Annotated in this window: 16 protein-coding genes; 10 read left to right on the forward strand and 6 right to left on the reverse strand. The window is 54.1% G+C overall.

The genetic code is table 11. The features are described 5' to 3' along the window. Positions 1-19 precede the first annotated feature (19 nt). Genes nqrF through nqrM form a run of 3 tightly spaced genes read left to right on the forward strand, consistent with a single transcriptional unit; the run spans position 20 to position 2,516 of the window. A complete protein-coding gene (gene nqrF / locus IDSA_RS01625; RefSeq protein ID WP_034773769.1) occupies positions 20-1,246 on the forward strand; it encodes an NADH:ubiquinone reductase (Na(+)-transporting) subunit F in 1,227 nt (408 codons plus the stop codon). 6 nt (positions 1,247-1,252) lie between these two features. Continuing rightward, positions 1,253-2,275, forward strand: coding sequence for an FAD:protein FMN transferase (locus IDSA_RS01630; protein WP_034773770.1), 1,023 nt, complete (start codon positions 1,253-1,255; stop codon positions 2,273-2,275). 28 nt (positions 2,276-2,303) lie between these two features. Continuing rightward, the gene (nqrM, locus tag IDSA_RS01635; RefSeq protein WP_034773771.1) at positions 2,304-2,516 is read left to right on the forward strand and encodes a (Na+)-NQR maturation NqrM; all 213 of its coding nucleotides are present in this window, start codon (positions 2,304-2,306) and stop codon (positions 2,514-2,516) included. On the opposite strand, the gene IDSA_RS01640 is transcribed toward nqrM, so the two are convergent. Both IDSA_RS01640 and IDSA_RS01645 read right to left on the reverse strand, forming a co-directional pair. Next, complete coding sequence (locus IDSA_RS01640) at positions 2,513-3,532, reverse strand: WD40/YVTN/BNR-like repeat-containing protein (protein ID WP_034773772.1); 1,020 nt, start codon at positions 3,530-3,532, stop codon at positions 2,513-2,515. The two genes, nqrM and IDSA_RS01640, sit on opposite strands and share 4 nt — an antisense overlap. 53 nt (positions 3,533-3,585) lie before the next feature. Then, entirely contained in the window at positions 3,586-4,323 is a 738-nt protein-coding gene (locus IDSA_RS01645) for a YciK family oxidoreductase (protein WP_034773773.1), read from the reverse strand. Between the two features lie 250 nt (positions 4,324-4,573). Between IDSA_RS01645 and IDSA_RS01650 the strand changes: the two genes are divergently transcribed. From IDSA_RS01650 to IDSA_RS01665, 4 genes are all read left to right on the forward strand, one after another. After that, the gene (locus tag IDSA_RS01650; RefSeq protein ID WP_034773774.1) at positions 4,574-6,961 is read left to right on the forward strand and encodes a VolA/Pla-1 family phospholipase; all 2,388 of its coding nucleotides are present in this window, start codon (positions 4,574-4,576) and stop codon (positions 6,959-6,961) included. A 97-nt stretch (positions 6,962-7,058) separates the two neighbouring features. After that, a complete protein-coding gene (gene sohB, locus IDSA_RS01655) occupies positions 7,059-8,054 on the forward strand; it encodes a protease SohB (protein ID WP_034773775.1) in 996 nt (331 codons plus the stop codon). Between the two features lie 16 nt (positions 8,055-8,070). Continuing rightward, positions 8,071-8,646 carry a DNA endonuclease SmrA gene (gene smrA, locus IDSA_RS01660; protein ID WP_034773776.1) on the forward strand — a complete coding sequence of 192 codons (576 nt, stop codon included), beginning with the start codon at positions 8,071-8,073 and terminating at the stop codon, positions 8,644-8,646. A gap of 12 nt (positions 8,647-8,658) precedes the next feature. Further along, the gene (locus tag IDSA_RS01665) at positions 8,659-9,375 is read left to right on the forward strand and encodes a hypothetical protein (protein WP_034773777.1); all 717 of its coding nucleotides are present in this window, start codon (positions 8,659-8,661) and stop codon (positions 9,373-9,375) included. Between the two features lie 20 nt (positions 9,376-9,395). On the opposite strand, the gene IDSA_RS01670 is transcribed toward IDSA_RS01665, so the two are convergent. Both IDSA_RS01670 and IDSA_RS01675 read right to left on the reverse strand, forming a co-directional pair. Then, positions 9,396-10,697, reverse strand: coding sequence for a dicarboxylate/amino acid:cation symporter (locus IDSA_RS01670; RefSeq protein WP_034773778.1), 1,302 nt, complete (start codon positions 10,695-10,697; stop codon positions 9,396-9,398). A 78-nt stretch (positions 10,698-10,775) separates the two neighbouring features. Then, a complete protein-coding gene (locus IDSA_RS01675; protein ID WP_034773779.1) occupies positions 10,776-11,372 on the reverse strand; it encodes a Yip1 family protein in 597 nt (198 codons plus the stop codon). 174 nt (positions 11,373-11,546) lie between these two features. Between IDSA_RS01675 and miaE the strand changes: the two genes are divergently transcribed. After that, on the forward strand, positions 11,547-12,317 hold the full coding sequence (gene miaE, locus IDSA_RS01680; protein ID WP_034773780.1) for a tRNA isopentenyl-2-thiomethyl-A-37 hydroxylase MiaE: 771 nt from the start codon (positions 11,547-11,549) through the stop codon (positions 12,315-12,317). Here the strand turns inward: miaE and lpxH are convergent. Next, positions 12,295-13,032 (reverse strand): UDP-2,3-diacylglucosamine diphosphatase, encoded by a 738-nt coding sequence (lpxH, locus tag IDSA_RS01685; protein WP_034773781.1) that lies wholly within the window; start codon positions 13,030-13,032, stop codon positions 12,295-12,297. The two genes, miaE and lpxH, sit on opposite strands and share 23 nt — an antisense overlap. A 6-nt stretch (positions 13,033-13,038) precedes the next feature. Beyond that, positions 13,039-13,536 carry a peptidylprolyl isomerase gene (locus tag IDSA_RS01690; RefSeq protein WP_034773782.1) on the reverse strand — a complete coding sequence of 166 codons (498 nt, stop codon included), beginning with the start codon at positions 13,534-13,536 and terminating at the stop codon, positions 13,039-13,041. A 137-nt stretch (positions 13,537-13,673) separates the two neighbouring features. Between IDSA_RS01690 and cysS the strand changes: the two genes are divergently transcribed. Both cysS and IDSA_RS01700 read left to right on the forward strand, forming a co-directional pair. Next, positions 13,674-15,071: a cysteine--tRNA ligase gene (gene cysS, locus IDSA_RS01695; RefSeq protein WP_034773783.1), complete on the forward strand. Its 1,398-nt coding sequence runs from the start codon at positions 13,674-13,676 to the stop codon at positions 15,069-15,071. 12 nt (positions 15,072-15,083) lie between these two features. After that, positions 15,084-16,619 (forward strand): M17 family metallopeptidase, encoded by a 1,536-nt coding sequence (locus tag IDSA_RS01700; protein ID WP_034773784.1) that lies wholly within the window; start codon positions 15,084-15,086, stop codon positions 16,617-16,619. The last annotated feature ends 30 nt before the right edge of the window (positions 16,620-16,649 follow it).

Genomic DNA, 16,649 nt, shown 5'->3' on the forward strand with positions numbered 1-16,649 from the left:
TTAACGAGAGGTACAGTCGATGCAAGAGATTATTCTCGGCGTAGGCACATTCACCTTTATAGTGCTGGTTTTGGTGGCGATCATTATGTTCGCCAAATCAAAACTGGTTCCTCAGGGCGATGTTCAGATTACGGTTAATGAAGACGAAGATAACAAAATCACCACCCAGCCTGGAACCAAGCTGCTGGGCGCGCTGGCAAATGCGGGCATTTACGTGTCTTCAGCCTGTGGTGGTGGCGGTTCATGTGGTCAGTGTACGGTAAAGGTTAAAGAAGGCGGCGGCGATATTCTGCCAACTGAAAAAGATCATATTAACCGTAAAGAAGCCCGTGAAGGTGTTCGTCTTTCATGCCAGGTTAACGTCAAGCAAGACATGAAAATTGAGGTACCGGAAGAAGTATTCGGTGTCAGCAAGTGGGAGTGCGTGGTCAAATCAAACGAAAACGTCGCGACCTTTATCAAAGAATTTATCGTGCAGTTGCCTGAAGGTGAAGAAGTTCCTTTCAAAGCTGGCGGTTATATTCAGATCGAGGCACCACCTCATCATGTTCGCTACAAAGATTTTGATATCCCAGCCAAGTTTCATGGCGACTGGGAGCGGTTCGGGTTCTTTGATATTGAGTCACGGGTTGATGAAGAAGTAACCCGCGCCTACTCAATGGCAAACTATCCGGAAGAAAAAGGCATCATCATGCTGAACGTGCGGATCGCAACGCCGCCGCCAAATGATCTGAGCCTGCCTGCTGGTAAGATGTCGTCTTACATCTGGAGTCTGCGTCCGGGTGATAAAGTGACGATTGCTGGTCCATTTGGTGAGTTCTATGCCAAAGAAACCGATGCTGAGATGGTCTTTATCGGCGGTGGTGCCGGCATGGCGCCAATGCGCTCGCATATCTTTGATCAGCTGCGCCGCATCAATACCGATCGTAAGATCAGCTTCTGGTATGGTGCACGGTCGAAGAAAGAAATGTTCTATGTTGAAGATTTCGACATGCTGGCGAAAGAAAACGATAACTTTGAGTGGCACATTGCTCTGTCTGATCCGCAACCGGAAGACGACTGGGAAGGTGACACGGGCTTTATCCACAACGTACTGTATAAGAACTATCTGAAGGATCACGAAGCGCCGGAAGACTGTGAATACTATATGTGTGGACCACCTGTGATGAACGCTGCGGTCATTAACATGCTGCATGATTTAGGTGTGGAAGAAGAAAATATCATGCTGGATGACTTTGGTGGTTAACCAACCATGCAACTGACATTTTCATCTATCCTTCGAATCTGGCTGGCCCTTGTAGGGCTGGCCTTTTTCGTTTCATGTAGTCAGGCGCCGGAGCTACGTGCGATCAGTGGCCAGACTATGGGAACCACTTACAATATTCGCTATGTGTCGGGTAACCCCCGCCACGATACCGAGAACCTCAAGGAACGGGTGGATGGCCTGCTGGCGCAGATTAACAGCCAGATGTCGACCTATGATCCTGAGTCTGAGCTGTCGCAGTTTAACCAGCGTCGCACTACCGAGCCGGTCGTGATCTCCCGGGCGCTGGAACAGGTGGTGCAGCGCGCGCTGGAAATAGCCAAAGAAACCGACGGACTGCTGGATATTACTGTTGGGCCGCTGGTCAATCTGTGGGGATTCGGTCCGCAGGCCCGGCCTAATGTGATTCCCACTGAGGCTGAGTTACGTGATGCGCGCTCAAAAGTAGGCTATCAGCATCTGCAGGTTGATAACCACCAGTTGCGAAAAGCCATTCCCGATCTCTATGTTGACCTGTCGACCATCGCGAAAGGCTATGGTGTTGACCGGGTGGCTTTATTACTTGAGCAGATGGGCATTCATAACTACCTGGTGGAAATTGGTGGTGAGATGCGCATGAAAGGCGATAAACCGGGCGACCAGGCATGGCGCATCGCCGTTGAGAAGCCAGTGACGACTGAGCGCGCAGTGCAGCGCACTATTGAGCCGGGTAATTACGCGGTGGCAACGTCCGGCGATTATCGTAATTATTACGAAGAGCAGGGACAGCGCTATTCACATATTATTGATCCAACCACCGGCGAGCCCATTCAGCATAATCTGGTTTCGGTTACTGTACTGACTGAAACGTGTATGGACGCCGATGCCTACGCGACCGCATTAACGGTAATGGGCCCTGAGCGGGCGCTGGCCTTTGCTGAGCAGAAGCAGCTGGCGGTGCTGTTGATTGTCCGTGAAAATGACACGTTTAAAGAGTATACTAGTACTGCATTTAAACGTTTTGAGCAGTAGTTGTAAGCAGGAAAGCCGGAGGTACCCCATGGGTTTATTTTTAGCAGTATTTGCCACCTTTCTGATCGTGGTGTTAGCCATGTCGGTCGGGGTTATTTTTCAGAATAAGGAAATTTCCGGTAGCTGTGGCGGTATCGCCAACCTGGGAATGGACAAAGCCTGTGACTGCGATGACCCTTGCGATGATAAAAAAGCACGCATGGCGAAAGAGAAACAGTGGCAGGAAAACCGCATTCACTAATCCGTTGCGGCGGCCGGCCAGTTGAATTTTGCTACATAGCCGTCTTTTCCTGCCAGATAACAGTGGCCTGCCACGCAGGCACTGTTCCAGATATTTTCTTCACTGAGGCGCAACCAGGCTTCATCTGCCCCCGGTAACAAAGCCGCGCCATCCGGATTACTCACCAGAATAGCCCCGTCAGGCAATACCGTCAGACTATATAAAGCGCCCTCAAGCGGCGGTTCACTCAGTGGCGTAAAGTCGCCGTCTTCATAGCGCACCAGGCGTGGCCTTGCCTCGCTGTTATTCAGATCGCCGCCCGCTAGCAGCACATGTTTCTGACTGAACGGCCAGACGCTGGCGATACCGGCAGAAGGGCCAGCAGGCATGGGCGTATCAATGGCTTCGAAGCGGATACCGAAGTCACGTTTGATTAACAGGCGGGCGGTCGCTGCGTTAGCAGTGCCAATAGCCCAGATGTTGTTTTTATAGCGAATACAGCTACCACTGGCTGCGAGTCCGCCTTCGCCAGCCAGGGGCTGACTGTCGACCGCGTTACGGGCGGTCAGCCAGTTGCGGGCATCGGCCCCGCGGACCATACTCCAGTGTTTTTCAACGCTGTCGCCATATACCCAGGCTTCGCCGGTGGCTGACATTGCCAGGCAATTGAGGAACTGGTTCGAATCGCCGCGATAGCGTAGCTGCCAGTTGCGGCCGCCGTCGCTGGTAAAGTAAATGCGTGAAGCACCGCCGGTGCCTATACTCAGCGCATAGGCTTCCTCAGCACTGGTCGCTTCAATATCCCGGAACTCAAGGTCGGCGCTGGCGGGTTGGAAATAATTCCAGCTGGCTCCGCCATCGGTGCTGCGGGCAATAGTTGATGCTGAACCGCTCAGCCAGATCACGTTGGCACTGGGGGCGCTTACGCCGATCCAGTTGACGTCGGATTTGGCCGGCAGTACCTCAAGGGGTACCGCTGCCTGGATGCTGGTGGTTAAACCCGTGGCTGCTAACAGGACGAAGGCACGCAGGGTCATTAAACTCTCGCTATGGCTGATTAATTAGCATCGAGTGTAACAGAAACGCCTGCTTATTGTGCGTCCACCGACTCGCCATTTACCGCGCGGCTGTCATCGCTCATCAGATAAACATACAGGGGCATATGGTCGGCCGGGGTTTTGAGTTTCTGAGCATCTTCGCCGGGATAAGCCCGACCACGCATGCTGGTGCGGGTAGCGCCGGGGTTTATCACGTTGACGCGAATGCTGCTGCCTTCATATTCATCAGCCATAACCTGGGCGAGCCCTTCGGTGGCAAACTTGCTGACGGCATAAGGGCCCCAGAATGCGCGGCCTTTGCGGCCAACGCCGGAAGAGGTAAAGACGATGCTGGCACTGGCAGATTTTTTCAGGGCGGGCAGCAATGCCTGGGTCATCATAAACTGCGCAGTCACATTGACCTGTATTACATCATTCCAACTATCGTGGTCGATGTGCTCGAAGGGTGACAGCACGCCAAGCAGGCCAGCGTTATGTAACAAGCCGTCGAGTTTGCCAAACTGATCGACGATAGTCGCGTTAAGCCCCTGGTAGTGGGTTTTGGTTGCGCCTTTCAGATCCAGCGGGACTATTGCCGGCTCCGGATTGCCCGCTGCGATAATCTCATCATAGACAGCTTCGAGCTTGCTCACGGTGCGTCCCAGCAGGATCACGGTGGCGCCGGCACCGGCGTAAGTCAGTGCAGCTTCTCGGCCAATACCGTCGCCGGCACCGGTCACCAGAATGATTTTGCCGGCCAGAGTTGAGTCAGTAATAGGGTAGTTGTGCATTGAAGTCATTTTAAGCTTACACTAGGTGAAAACAGGTAGCTGCAAGTGTACTGGTTTTTTTATCATTTCTCAGCCGACACAAAGAAAATCTCGAAAAATACTTTCATGTTGTCTGCTGGCAGTGTATAAAATTTTGTTAATTGATTGTCTTGTCCTACCAGTTAGAAAAGGCGATGATAGGGCGACACTTTAGAAAAGCATCTGCAGGTGCTCAACAGATAACAACACGAACAAGGATTGGGGAAGCCTCATGAAAAAACTCTTGCTTGTAACCGCAATTAGCAGCGCACTGCTAGTCGCTTGTGGTGGCGGTGATGAAGCGCCGGTAACCGAAAAAGAATATCAGGTCAATGCCACGCGGGTGGTCTTTGACCCCAGTAATGGCGCGGTACCAGTGCCCTCCAACATCCTGTTGAGCGGCTCAGTTGACGGCACCTTAAATATTCCGGTAGCGGATCCCACTGATGGTGGTAATCCACAAGTTGCATTAAATGGTCTGGACGGCTGGGGTACGCACTCCACCTCGACCTTCAGCTTCTCGCTGCCACTGGAAGAAGACGGTGACCGGGTCACTGTGAATAGCGCGAGCCTGGAAGCAGCCGGTTCAATCCGGGTGTTTCAAGCCATTATGGGTGGTAGCACAGTCAGCGCGGAATGCGCGGCCGCCAGCCCTGCAGCAACCTGTGCTGTGGTTGCTGAACTAACCCATGGTGTTGACTTTATGGTTGCGGCAACTGGCCCTGCGGGCGTTGCTGTAGTGCCTTTGCAGCCACTGAAGCCAAAAACCGGCTACCTGATCGTACTGACAAATAATATCCAGGATTCACTGGGGCGTGATGTTCAGCCATCGCAGACTTACGGTTTGATGAAGCGTGATGCGGATACCCATCCGGTATCCGGTGATCAGTCAGCTGTTGGTTTACAGCGGCTGATCAATAGCTATGAAAACGCACTGCAGGCGTTCGGTGTGGATAAAGAAAGTATCATCTACACGTCCAACTACACCACGCAGTCTACTGCGGATGTCTTTGTTGCTATCAAAGGCCTGATGACCCAGCAATTTATGGGTACCGGCACACCTGCTTTAGGTGTGCAGGATACTGGCATGTCCGTTGCTGATGCGTTAGTTGGTGCAGGGCAATTGCCTGCCGATCCGATGAATCCGGCCTATGCTGCGGCAAGTACTGCCAGCTTGTATCAGGGCCAGGTTACCCTGCCTTATTTTTCACCGGTACCTACCGCTGAAAATCCAACGGCGCCGTTAACCGGTCGCTGGACGGCAATGTGTGACAGCCCGGCTTCAATTCTGGGTGCGATTCAGGCCGGTGCACTTGATCCGGCAGCGGCTGGTATCGACCCGGCAGCACTAGAGAACCCAGCACTGTTACTGCCACCGAATAACTGTTATGACTTCCCGGGAATCGACCCTGAGCGTCATCTGACTAAGTACAATCCGTTCCCTGCTACGGTAACTCAGGCCAACGTACCAGCCATTATGGCGGTACCGGATGAAGCCGCAGTTAATCAGGTGCGGGCTGCACAAGGCCTGGATCCGATTAGCAAGCCTGCCAATGGCTGGCCGGTTGTGATCTTCCAGCACGGTATCACTGGCGCGAAAACGAACGCCCTTGGTATCGCTGGTACGCTGTCGGTGTCTGGTTTCGCAACCGTTGCGATTGACCATCCGCTGCACGGTGATCGTGGTTTTGGTGCGATTAACGCAACGACTGGCTCAGCGACAGCTTATATGAATCTGGGTAGCCTGCTGACGGCACGCGATAACATGCGTCAGTCAATTTCTGACATGCTGGGTCTGCGTTTGAGTCTGAACGCTGCTCAGGGTGCTGATGTTGATGGTTCACGGGTATTCCTGGTCGGCCACTCACTGGGTGGTATTACGGGTACTGTGTTTACTGCCATGGCTAACACTGAAATGAGTGGCGCACTGCAACCGGCTTCAGGCCTGTTCAGTGTTCAGGCAAGCAGCCTGATGGCCCCTGGCGGTAGTATTGCTAATTTACTGATGGGTTCACCTACCTTCGGTCCGGTTATTAAAGCGCAGCTGCTGTATGCTGCCAATGATGACTTCGCCGCAGCGGTAAATGAAGCCGCAGCAAATGCTGGCATAGCGCCAACTGACCCAGCCTTCCAGGGCTTGTTGGTTAATGTGTATACGCAGTTCTGGGGTAGTCTGAACGACAGCCAGCGCGCATCTATCAACGCCTTGTTTGAGCAGTTCGCTTTCGCGGCTCAAACGGTTGTGGATTCTGCGGATCCGATTAACTATGCCCGCAATGTGATCGCAACGGAGAGCCCGATTCACCTGATCGAAGTGGTGGGTAATGGTGACTCGCTGCCTGACCAGGTAGTGCCAAACCGCGTGGAAGGCAAGCCGCTTGCAGGTACTGAGCCGCTGATTGCGCAACTGGAACTGCAGTCTATCACCACGACTACAGCCAGTGCTGACGGCACCACAGTATCGGGTGCGGTACGCTTCACTGAAGGCGACCACAGCTCTATTGTCAGCCCGGCAGCTTCAACCGCGGCAACTATCGAGATGCAGATGCAGGCTGCTGGCTGGTTCAGCACCGGCGCTACTGCTATCCCGGTCTTTAACCCGGCCGTTATTCAGCAATAACGCCTGACCGGAAATACGTTAGAATAAAAAGGCTGCGCTCTCGCAGCCTTTTTTTATCGCTTCATTTTCATCGCGAACAAAATGCACAGGAGTTCATATGGAGTTTTTACTGAACGTTGGCGAATTCACCCTGAAGGCGGCCATTATTGTGGTGGCTGTGGTGGTCGTGGTTGGCGCCATCGCCAATGCCGCGCAGCGCCAGCGCAAACAAAAGGGCGAACTGCATGTCGAGCGGTTGTCCGACGATTTGCGCGATACCGCCAATGACCTGAAACTGGAGTTGCTGGATCGCGGCGAACGTAAAAAAGCTGAGAAAGCGTTGAAGAAACAACGTAAAAGAATGGCAAAGGAAGAAGCTAAGCCACGACTCTTTGTGCTTGATTTCAACGGCAGCATGGATGCCAAGGAAGTTGATCAACTGCGGCGCGAAGTGAACGCGGTGGTGGCTGTGGCTGAAAAGGGCGATAAGGTTATGGTCAGACTGGAAAGTGGTGGCGGCGTGGTACACGGCTATGGCCTTGGTGCGGCGCAGCTGCAACGGCTACGCGATGCGGAACTTGAGCTGATTGTGAGTGTCGATAAGATAGCGGCCAGTGGCGGTTATATGATGGCCTGTGTGGCCAATAGTATTCAGGCCGCGCCCTTTGCCATCATCGGCTCCATCGGCGTATTAGCCCAGCTGCCTAACTTTCATCGCTGGCTGAAAAAGCACGACGTGGACTTTGAGCAGGTTACCGCTGGCGAATATAAGCGCACGCTCACCTTGTTTGGCCGCAATACCGATGAAGGCCGGCAAAAATTTAAAGAAGAAATTGAAAATATCCACGAGCAGTTCAAGGCTCATGTGCAGAAGTACCGGCCAGACATGGATATCGATAAAGTGGCGACTGGTGAATACTGGACCGCGCAACAAGCACTGGAACTGGGTCTGGTGGATAGTCTCACGACCAGTGATGCCTGGTTAGTGGAGCGTACTAAGGACCACGCCATCTTTGGTGTACGCTATACCAGTAAAAAGCCTTTGGGTGAGCGCATTGGCCGCAATATGAATGCGGTGCTCAGCAGTTTGCGGGAGTTTATCAGTAAGTCGTAGTGGGAGGAGAACGGTTATGAGCGATGAATTCGAGTTGTTTCGCCGCGAAATGACTGGAGTGACGCCGTTGGAAGGCGATGATGTAGCGGATATCCGCACCGCGTTCGCGCCAACCCTGGCTCAGGTGGAGCGCCGCAAGGCTGCTGAGCAGCAGGCTGAGGATGATCTCAATTACCTGTCGATGGAGTTTGTCGATCTGGTACAGCCAGAGGACGTGCTCGAGTTTCGCCGTGACGGTGTGCAGCACGGCGTCTATAAGCAGTTACGCCTGGGTCGATATACGATTGAGGCGGCGCTGGATCTGCATCACCACAGCCTGCGTCAGGCGCGCAAGGCCTTGTTCGAATTTATCCAGCTGTGCCATCGCCGCGGCGTGCGCACGGCTATCGTGGTGCATGGCATCGGCAAGTTCTCCAAACCGCACCCGGCCTTGCTCAAAAGCTATGTGAATAAATGGCTACGCCAACTGGACCCGGTGATGGCCTTTCACAGCGCGCAGCGGCAGCATGGCGGAGTTGGTTCTATGTACGTGATGCTGCGTAAAAACCCTGAACAAAAAGACTTTAACCGTGAACGCCATCAAAAACGCTAGTACAGGAGTTCTATGAACTATTTAGCACAGATTACGGGCAGTGGTGCGTTGTTACTTGCCTCGGCTTTCAGCGCTGCAGCAGTGTCTGCGCCAGATGAACAGACCCTGTCAGAGCGGGTAGGGGAGATGATACAGCAGCAGGTTGAGCAGCGGCTCGCGGCCGATCTGAGCTTTGGGGCGTTTGAACTTAATACGCTCACGGCTGAGCTGGCGGCGGCGGATGTGCTGCTCGCCTCGCGGGTGACTGAACTTGATGCCGGCCTGAATCAGGTCTTGCGCGCGCGAGAGGTGGTTATTCAGGGCGACTGGCTGACACCTACCCGCAATCAACTGGTGCTGGATGGCATCGTTGCCAGTGATGCGCAGCTGACGATTGCTTATTACGGCAAAGGCAAGTCGAACCTGCATGCACTCTATGATGCCTATATGGCGCAGCAGCCGGTCTATAAGGCGTCCGAGCGGCTGATCTGGGAACTCGGTGAGGTGCAGCTGAATAACGTGGTGGTGAACCTGTTTGATAGCGGTTTGCCGATTCTGAGTGTACAGCTCGACACCCTGACCCTGCCCCCGATGGCATCAACGGATAACGCCGATGATTATATTGCGCGGGTGCTGGTGCCTTTGCTGAATCAGGTTCAGCGGCAGATTCGTAACGGTGACCTTGATGCGGCGGTAGATGCCTCACGCCTGATGGGGTTTATGTGGCGTGAGGCTTTTGTAGGGTTTTAAAGGCTTTCAGTTGCAGCGGGTCAGAGTTTATCCCCTACATCCCGCTCTTTAACGTCAGCGTTAGCATCATTAAAGACCTCTTCATCCAGAGCGCCTTCGCTTTTCGCAACAATCACACTGACCATGGCATCGCCGGTTACGTTCACCGCGGTGCGGGTCATATCCAGTAAGCGGTCAACACCGATAATCAGGCCAATGCCTTCTACCGGCAAGCCGACCTGACCCAGTACCATTGCCAGCATGATCATGCCCACGCCGGGCACGCCAGCCGTACCAATAGAAGCCAGGGTTGCGGTAAGCACCACCATCAGGTAATCGGCGATCGACAGATCGACCAGGTAAACCTGGGCAATAAAGACCGTGGCGACACCCTGCATGATAGCGGTACCGTCCATGTTAATGGTGGCACCCAGTGGCACGGTGAACGAGCCTACACTGTTATGAACGCCCAGCCGCTTGGTGACGGTTTCGAGGGTGATCGGCATGGTGGCGTTACTGCTGGCCGTACTGAAACCAAATATCTGCACTTCGCGCATTTTGCGCAGGAACATGACCGGGTTCATACGGCTTAGCAGCTTAAGAATAATCGGATAGGTGATGAGCGCGTGGGCGAGCAGTACCCCAATGACCAGCACAAAGTAGGTGCCCAGGCTGGTAATAGCGCCGAACTCGGTTTCGCTGAATAATTTTGCCATCAGGGCAAAAACACCGTAGGGAGCCAGGTTCATCAGGATGATAACCAGCTTCATAATGACTTCGTTGAAGTCTTCAAACAGGGCTTTTACCCGCTCACCGGGCTTACCGCCAACCAGTGCGGTGGCAATACCAAACAGCAGGGCAAATACGATAATTTGCAGCATGTTGCCACTGGCAAAAGCATCGAAGGGGTTGGTGGGGAACAGATCAATAATGACCTGAGCCAGGCTCGGCGCCTCTTTCGCTTCAAATACCGCTTCGGTTTCAAGTTCCAGCCCTGAACCTGGCTGAACAATAACCGCGGCCGCAATAGCCAGGCTGATAGCGATTGCCGTGGTGACCAGATAGAGGCCCACCGCTTTGCCACCCAGCCGCCCCAGCTTTGCCGGATCGCTTAATGAGCAGGTACCAAGTACCAGGGAAACGAAAACCAGGGGAACCACAAGCATTTGCAGGGAAGCGATAAAGATCTGGCCGATGATAAAAAACAGGCCGTTGGTCAGGTAATCTTCAACAATTGTGCTGCCCTTAAAAAAAATTTGCAGCAAGGCTCCGACCGCAATACCTGCAATCATGCCGATAACAATGCGGGCGGTGAGGCTTAGCTTTTTATTATTGTCACTCATTGGTAGTCCTGTTGAATCAAGTTGAGCTGGAATCTGCTAAGCCTACCAGATTCCAGCTCAAGGCCATAGTCAGAGGCGTTAAATGTACGCCGGGCCGAGACCATTGGTCCAGAGCATGGCCGAAACGACCATGAGCACCACCAGCATAATCAGGCCGGCAGTCACCACTGAGCTGGCATAAATGAAGCCGCGCTCTTCAGGAATATGCATCAGTATGGGTACCCCCGAATACAGCAGGTAAACCGAATAGGCGATACCAGCCAGAAACGCCATAGTGACAAACCATAGCTCCGGATACAGTGCGGCAATGCCGGACATAATTGCCGGGGTCGCGGTATAGGCGGCCAGTTCCAGCGACTGGGTGAAGGTGGGGCTGGCGCCAAAAGTTTTCGCCATCCAGTGGATCAGATAGGCAAGTGCGAATACGGCCACGATAATACCGACGTACATGGCAACAGCCATGGTCATGGCACTATTTTTGGTTAAAAAGGTGGCTTCACGGGCGCCGATGCTCCAGCCGAGGTAGGCCGAGGCGTAATAAGCTGCGGCACAGGGTATTAAGGCGACCAGCAAAATATGGGTCAATGCAAACGTCATGCTCTCATGGCGTGAATCTATGGTTTTCCATTCTTCTAGCGGGTGGGCGTATAACCCCCAGATGTGGTTCAGGATCATGACTGGCCTCTGTTCTGTGTGATTTTTATTTTATTATAGTTAGCGCCGTTTATTTTTTCGGCTTACTCTCTATATTGGTCAGTTTTTGACTGTAGTCAAGGCTTTTTCCTGCCCCTGTGGTACGCATTTATGGCATGATCGCCAGCCGCCGGATAAAACCTGAGGGATCCTGATTTGAATACCTTACTTGCGCCCATCCATCGTTTTCTGCATTGCCAGACCCCTGCTGCCTGGGTAGCCGAAGCGGTCAAGCCGGAACACCTTGAGCTGGTGCTGATTGATCATTTGATTTGCGAGCTGAAAGCAGCCCAGTCGGCCATGTACCTGATCCGTAAATATGCCGTGGACGAAGTCAGCGGCAAGGCTTTGCTGGCCTGGCTGCAGCCTTATGAAGATTTCGCCTATCGCCGCCAGGGTGACTGGCGGGAGTTGCCCCGGCATAACCGGCTGGCCAAAACCATGCTGCCGCGTAAGCCAGCGCCTTATAGCCAGGAACTGATCGATAAGATGGTGCTGCTGATTAAAGAAGAGTTACACCATTTTTACCAGGTACTGGAGATCATGGATAAACGCCAGGTTGCCTACCGGAATATTACCTCGAGCCGCTACGCCAGTGGCCTGCTGCGCCATGTGCGCACCTACGAGCCGGAAGCCCTGGTCGATAAGTTGATTTGCGGGGCCTATATTGAGGCGCGCTCGTGTGAGCGGTTCGCGGCACTGGCGCCGCAGGTGGAGCCTGAACTGGCTAAGTTCTATGTCAGCCTGCTGCGCTCTGAGGCCCGGCATTTTGAGGATTACCTGCAATTGGCGGAGCAGATTGCCGGCGGGGATATCAGTGAGCGGGTCGCGTTTTTCGGTGCGGTGGAGGCTGAGCTCATTACCTCAGCAGATACTGAGTTTCGCTTTCACAGCGGCCCGCCAGCTAAAGCGTCAGTGGCTGACTGATTAATTCGCGCTCGTTGCGGGTTACCCGCAAGAAGCTGCCTTGCTCATACCAGTCACCCAGTACAATGCGCTCGGCGGTGCTGCCATCTGGCAGCTGGTGTTCATGAATGGCCGGCCGGTGGGTATGGCCGTGAATCATATGGCGCACATCGTACTGCACAAAGGTATCGATAACGGCTTGTTCCGTCACATCCATAATCGCCAGTTGTTCGGCAGATAAAGGTTGTTGGGTGGCGCTGGAGGCTCTTAGCTTATTGGCGATGCGCATCCGCGCCCGCAGTGGTAATGCCAGCAGCAGTCTGGTCAGCCACGGCTGCCGGATAATGCGACGGAAGCGCTGGTAGCTGCGGTCGGCGGTACAGAGGCTGTCACCATGCAAGAGCAGGGTACGGGTGCCGTACAGGTCAATTACCGCGGGCTCTGTCAGCAGGCGCACGCCGGTAGCGCGGGCAAAGCGGGCGCCAATCAGGAAGTCCCGGTTGCCGGCGATAAAAAACACCGGTACGCCGGTTTGGGTTAGTTGCCGCAGGGCGCCCTGCAGCGCCGCGGCAAAGTCGCTGGTATCATCATCGCCAATCCAGGCGTCAAAGAGATCGCCGAGGATATACAGGGCGTCGGCATGAACCGCCTGTTCCTGCAGAAACGCGAAGAACAGGCGGGTTATATCAGGCCGCGCCGGGCTCAGATGAAGATCAGAAATAAACCAGCTGGTCATAATGACTTAGTCGTCGATGCTGACCCGTTCGATAATTACATCATCAACCGGTACGTCCTGGTGCCAGCCGGCGCCTTCGGTACGCATCTGCTCAATGTCGTTTACCACGGTCATGCCTTCAGTTACTTCGGCAAATACACAGTAGCCCCAGCCGCCGACGCTCTTGTTTTTAAAGTCCAGGAAGTCATTGTCAGCGCAGTTGATGAAAAACTGTGAGGTGGCTGAGTGTGGATCCTGAGTACGGGCCATGGCCACGGTGCCTTTTTTATTTTTCAGGCCGTTGTCCGCTTCGTTCTCGATCGGCTCATGGGTTTCTTTCTGAACCATTTCGAGGTTAAAGCCTCCGCCCTGGACCATAAAACCCTTAATTACACGGTGAAATAAGGTGTTGTCGTAAAAGCCTTCACGGGCGTAGCGCAGGAAATTCTCAACAGTTTTGGGCGCTTCGTCAGCAAAGAGCTTCATGGTGATATCGCCATGATTGGTATGTAAAGTCACCTTCATTACTAATACTCCGTTTTCGTTTAATTAAGAAATTTACCCAATCAGTTTACCACCGTTTGTTACCAGGCTACAGCATGCGTTATGATTAGCCCTTATGAACGAATCACCGTGCTGTCTGACAGGAGTTGTAACCTGCAATGCTAACCATTTTTAATACGCTGACCCGCGCCAGGGAAGAATTTGTACCAGTGACCCCGGGTGAGGTGAAACTCTACGTGTGCGGCGTAACCATTTACGATTACTGTCATATCGGGCATGCCCGTACTTATGTGGCTTTTGATGTGATCGTGCGCTACCTGCGTTCGCGGGGCTATCGGGTCACTTATGTGCGCAACATTACCGATGTCGACGACAAGATTATTCGCCGGGCAGCGGAAAACAAGGAAAGCATTGAGGCGGTGACGGATCGTTACACCAGTGCGATGCATGAAGATTTTGACGCGCTTAACCTGCTGCGCCCGGATATTGAACCGACGGTGACGGATCATATGGATGATATCATCGCCATGATCGACACCCTGATTGCTAAAGGCCATGCCTATGAAGCCGCCGATGGCGATGTGCTGTTTGATGTCAGCACGTTTGAGCCCTACGGTAAGTTAAGCCGCCAGAACCTTGAGCAGTTGCAGTCTGGTGCGCGGGTTGACGTGGCCGATAATAAACAGGATCCGCTCGACTTTGTGCTGTGGAAGCAAGCCAAAGAGGGTGAGCCGAGCTGGCCATCACCCTGGGGCGCGGGCCGGCCCGGCTGGCACATCGAGTGCTCGGCAATGAACAAACGGCACCTTGGTGAACATTTTGATATTCACGGTGGTGGCTCGGATCTGATTTTCCCCCACCATGAAAATGAGGTGGCGCAAAGCTGCTGTGCCAACCAGACTAACTATGTGAATTACTGGATGCACAGTGGCATGGTGCAGGTGGACGAAGTGAAGATGTCCAAATCACTGGGCAACTTTTTCACTATTCGTGAAGTCCTGAAGGAATATGACGCCGAAACCGTGCGTTATTTTTTGTTATCCAGCCATTACCGCTCGCAGTTGAACTATTCTAAAGAGAACCTGGATCAGGCGCGGGCCGGACTGGAGCGTTTGTACACTGCGTTGCGGGACGCCCCTGAGCCATTTGGCCATGACGGTGTGGAAGAAGAACTGACCCAGGTGCAGGTACAGCGGTTTCATGCCGCTATGCAGGAAGATTTTAATGTGCCTGAAGCCTTGCCGGTGCTGTTTGACCTGGCCCGGGATATTAACCGGACCCTGGCCACTGAGCCGGCCAAGGCAGCGGTTTATGCAGCCCAGTTGCGCAAGCTCGGTGACATACTGGGGCTGCTGCAACAACAGCCCGAAGCATTTTTACAGGGCGGCGCCGGCGTGAGCGAGGATGTTGCTGAAATTGAAGAACTGATCGCGGAGCGCAACGAGGCCCGCAAAGCAAGAGACTGGAGCCGCGCCGATGCGGCCCGGGATAAACTGACTGAATTAGGTATCGAACTTGAAGATACCCCACAAGGTACGCGCTGGCGGCGCGTCTAGGAGTAAAAAAATATGGCATATCCAAAACTGACCGTGGTAAATGACTACAGTGCTGCTGCAGGTGGTGGCTACGATGCTGTCATTTTAATTGGCGACTATCAGCAATATATTCCTGACGACTTTTCGTCTCACGTTGAGCGCGCCCGGCAGTTTGATCGTCGTGTCGGAGAGCAGGCGTTGCTGCTGACCTGTGAGGTCGCCGGTGGTCGCCTGATCACGGCGCCAACCGGGCCGTTGACCCGCGATTACGATGATGTGCGGCAAATCGCTGACGCCGCTGCCGCTGGCGCCCGGATCGCTGCTGATGCCGGTTGCAGCAAGCCCTTGCTGGTGGTGTTTGGGGTACCGGAAGAAGATCCCCGTTATGGTCAGGCTGAAGCCGTGGCTTACTGGGGTTTTTGCCAGGCACTATATCAGCCGCTGGAAGCGCGCGAAGCGCTCGGCGAAGACAAAATTGAAACCGTAACCGAAGTCGGTCTGGTCGGCGTGGTCAACGAAGACTGGCTGCAGGCTGTTGAGGCCGGTAAGCGGGTTGCCCGGGATCTCTGTGGTACTGAACCTGAACGTATGGCAGCCCCGCGTTTTGCCGAATACTGCCAGCAGGCCTTTGCGCAGTCGCCGGTACGGGTCACTGTTATCGATGATATCCAGCAATTACAGCACGAATACCCGCTACTGATGGCGGTAGCACGGGCCTCGTTGGGGGTAGAACGTCACTGGCCTTGTGTGGTGCGACTGGAATACAAAGCACCGGCGGCGGAACAGACCCTGATGATGGCCGGTAAAGGGATTGTTTATGATACCGGTGGCGTCGATCTCAAGGTCGGCGGCCATATGGCCGGCATGAGCCGGGATAAAGGCGGCGCGGCTGGCGTGGCCGGTTTTCTGAAAACCGTAGCCGAAATGCGGCCGGAAACCGTCAACGTTGTCGCTGAGCTGGGTATTGTCCGCAACAGCGTTGGCGCTGATGCTTTTGTCGCTGATGAAATTATTGCCGGCCACAGTGGTGTGCGGGTGCGCATTGGTAATACCGATGCCGAAGGCCGGCTGTTGCTGGCTGATCTGCTGAGCCATTTACGCGCTGAGGCGGCCGATTACCCGCAGCCACAGTTGTTCTCAGTAGCCACCCTGACCGGCCATGCCGCGCTGGCGAAAGGCCCTTATACCGCGTTGATCCCCAACGGGCCGGCGCGCGTAGATAAGATAACTGACCGGCTGTGGGAAGCCGGTGAAGTCTATGGCGACCCCACGGAAATTTCCTGGTCGCGCCGCGAAGACTTCTCGTTTGTACGGCCCCGGACCAAGTCAGATGATGTGCTTTCGAGTAACAATGGCCCGTCGGCCACAACCCGGCGCGGGCATCAGTTCCCGATGGCATTTTTAAGTATTGCCGCTGGCCTTGATCAGCATGGCACGGACAGTGAGCAACCGCTCCCTTATGTGCATGTGGATATTGCCGGTAGCGGCGTTGAAGGCGGTGACTGGCAGCATGGTAAGCCAACCGCCACCCCGGTGACTTGCTTTGCAGGATGTTACCTGCATCGCTAAGGGCCGGGGGGTGAACCCCCTAATGGAGTA

The organism is Pseudidiomarina salinarum (assembly GCF_000753715.1).
Classification (GTDB): Bacteria; Pseudomonadota; Gammaproteobacteria; order Enterobacterales; family Alteromonadaceae; genus Pseudidiomarina; species Pseudidiomarina salinarum.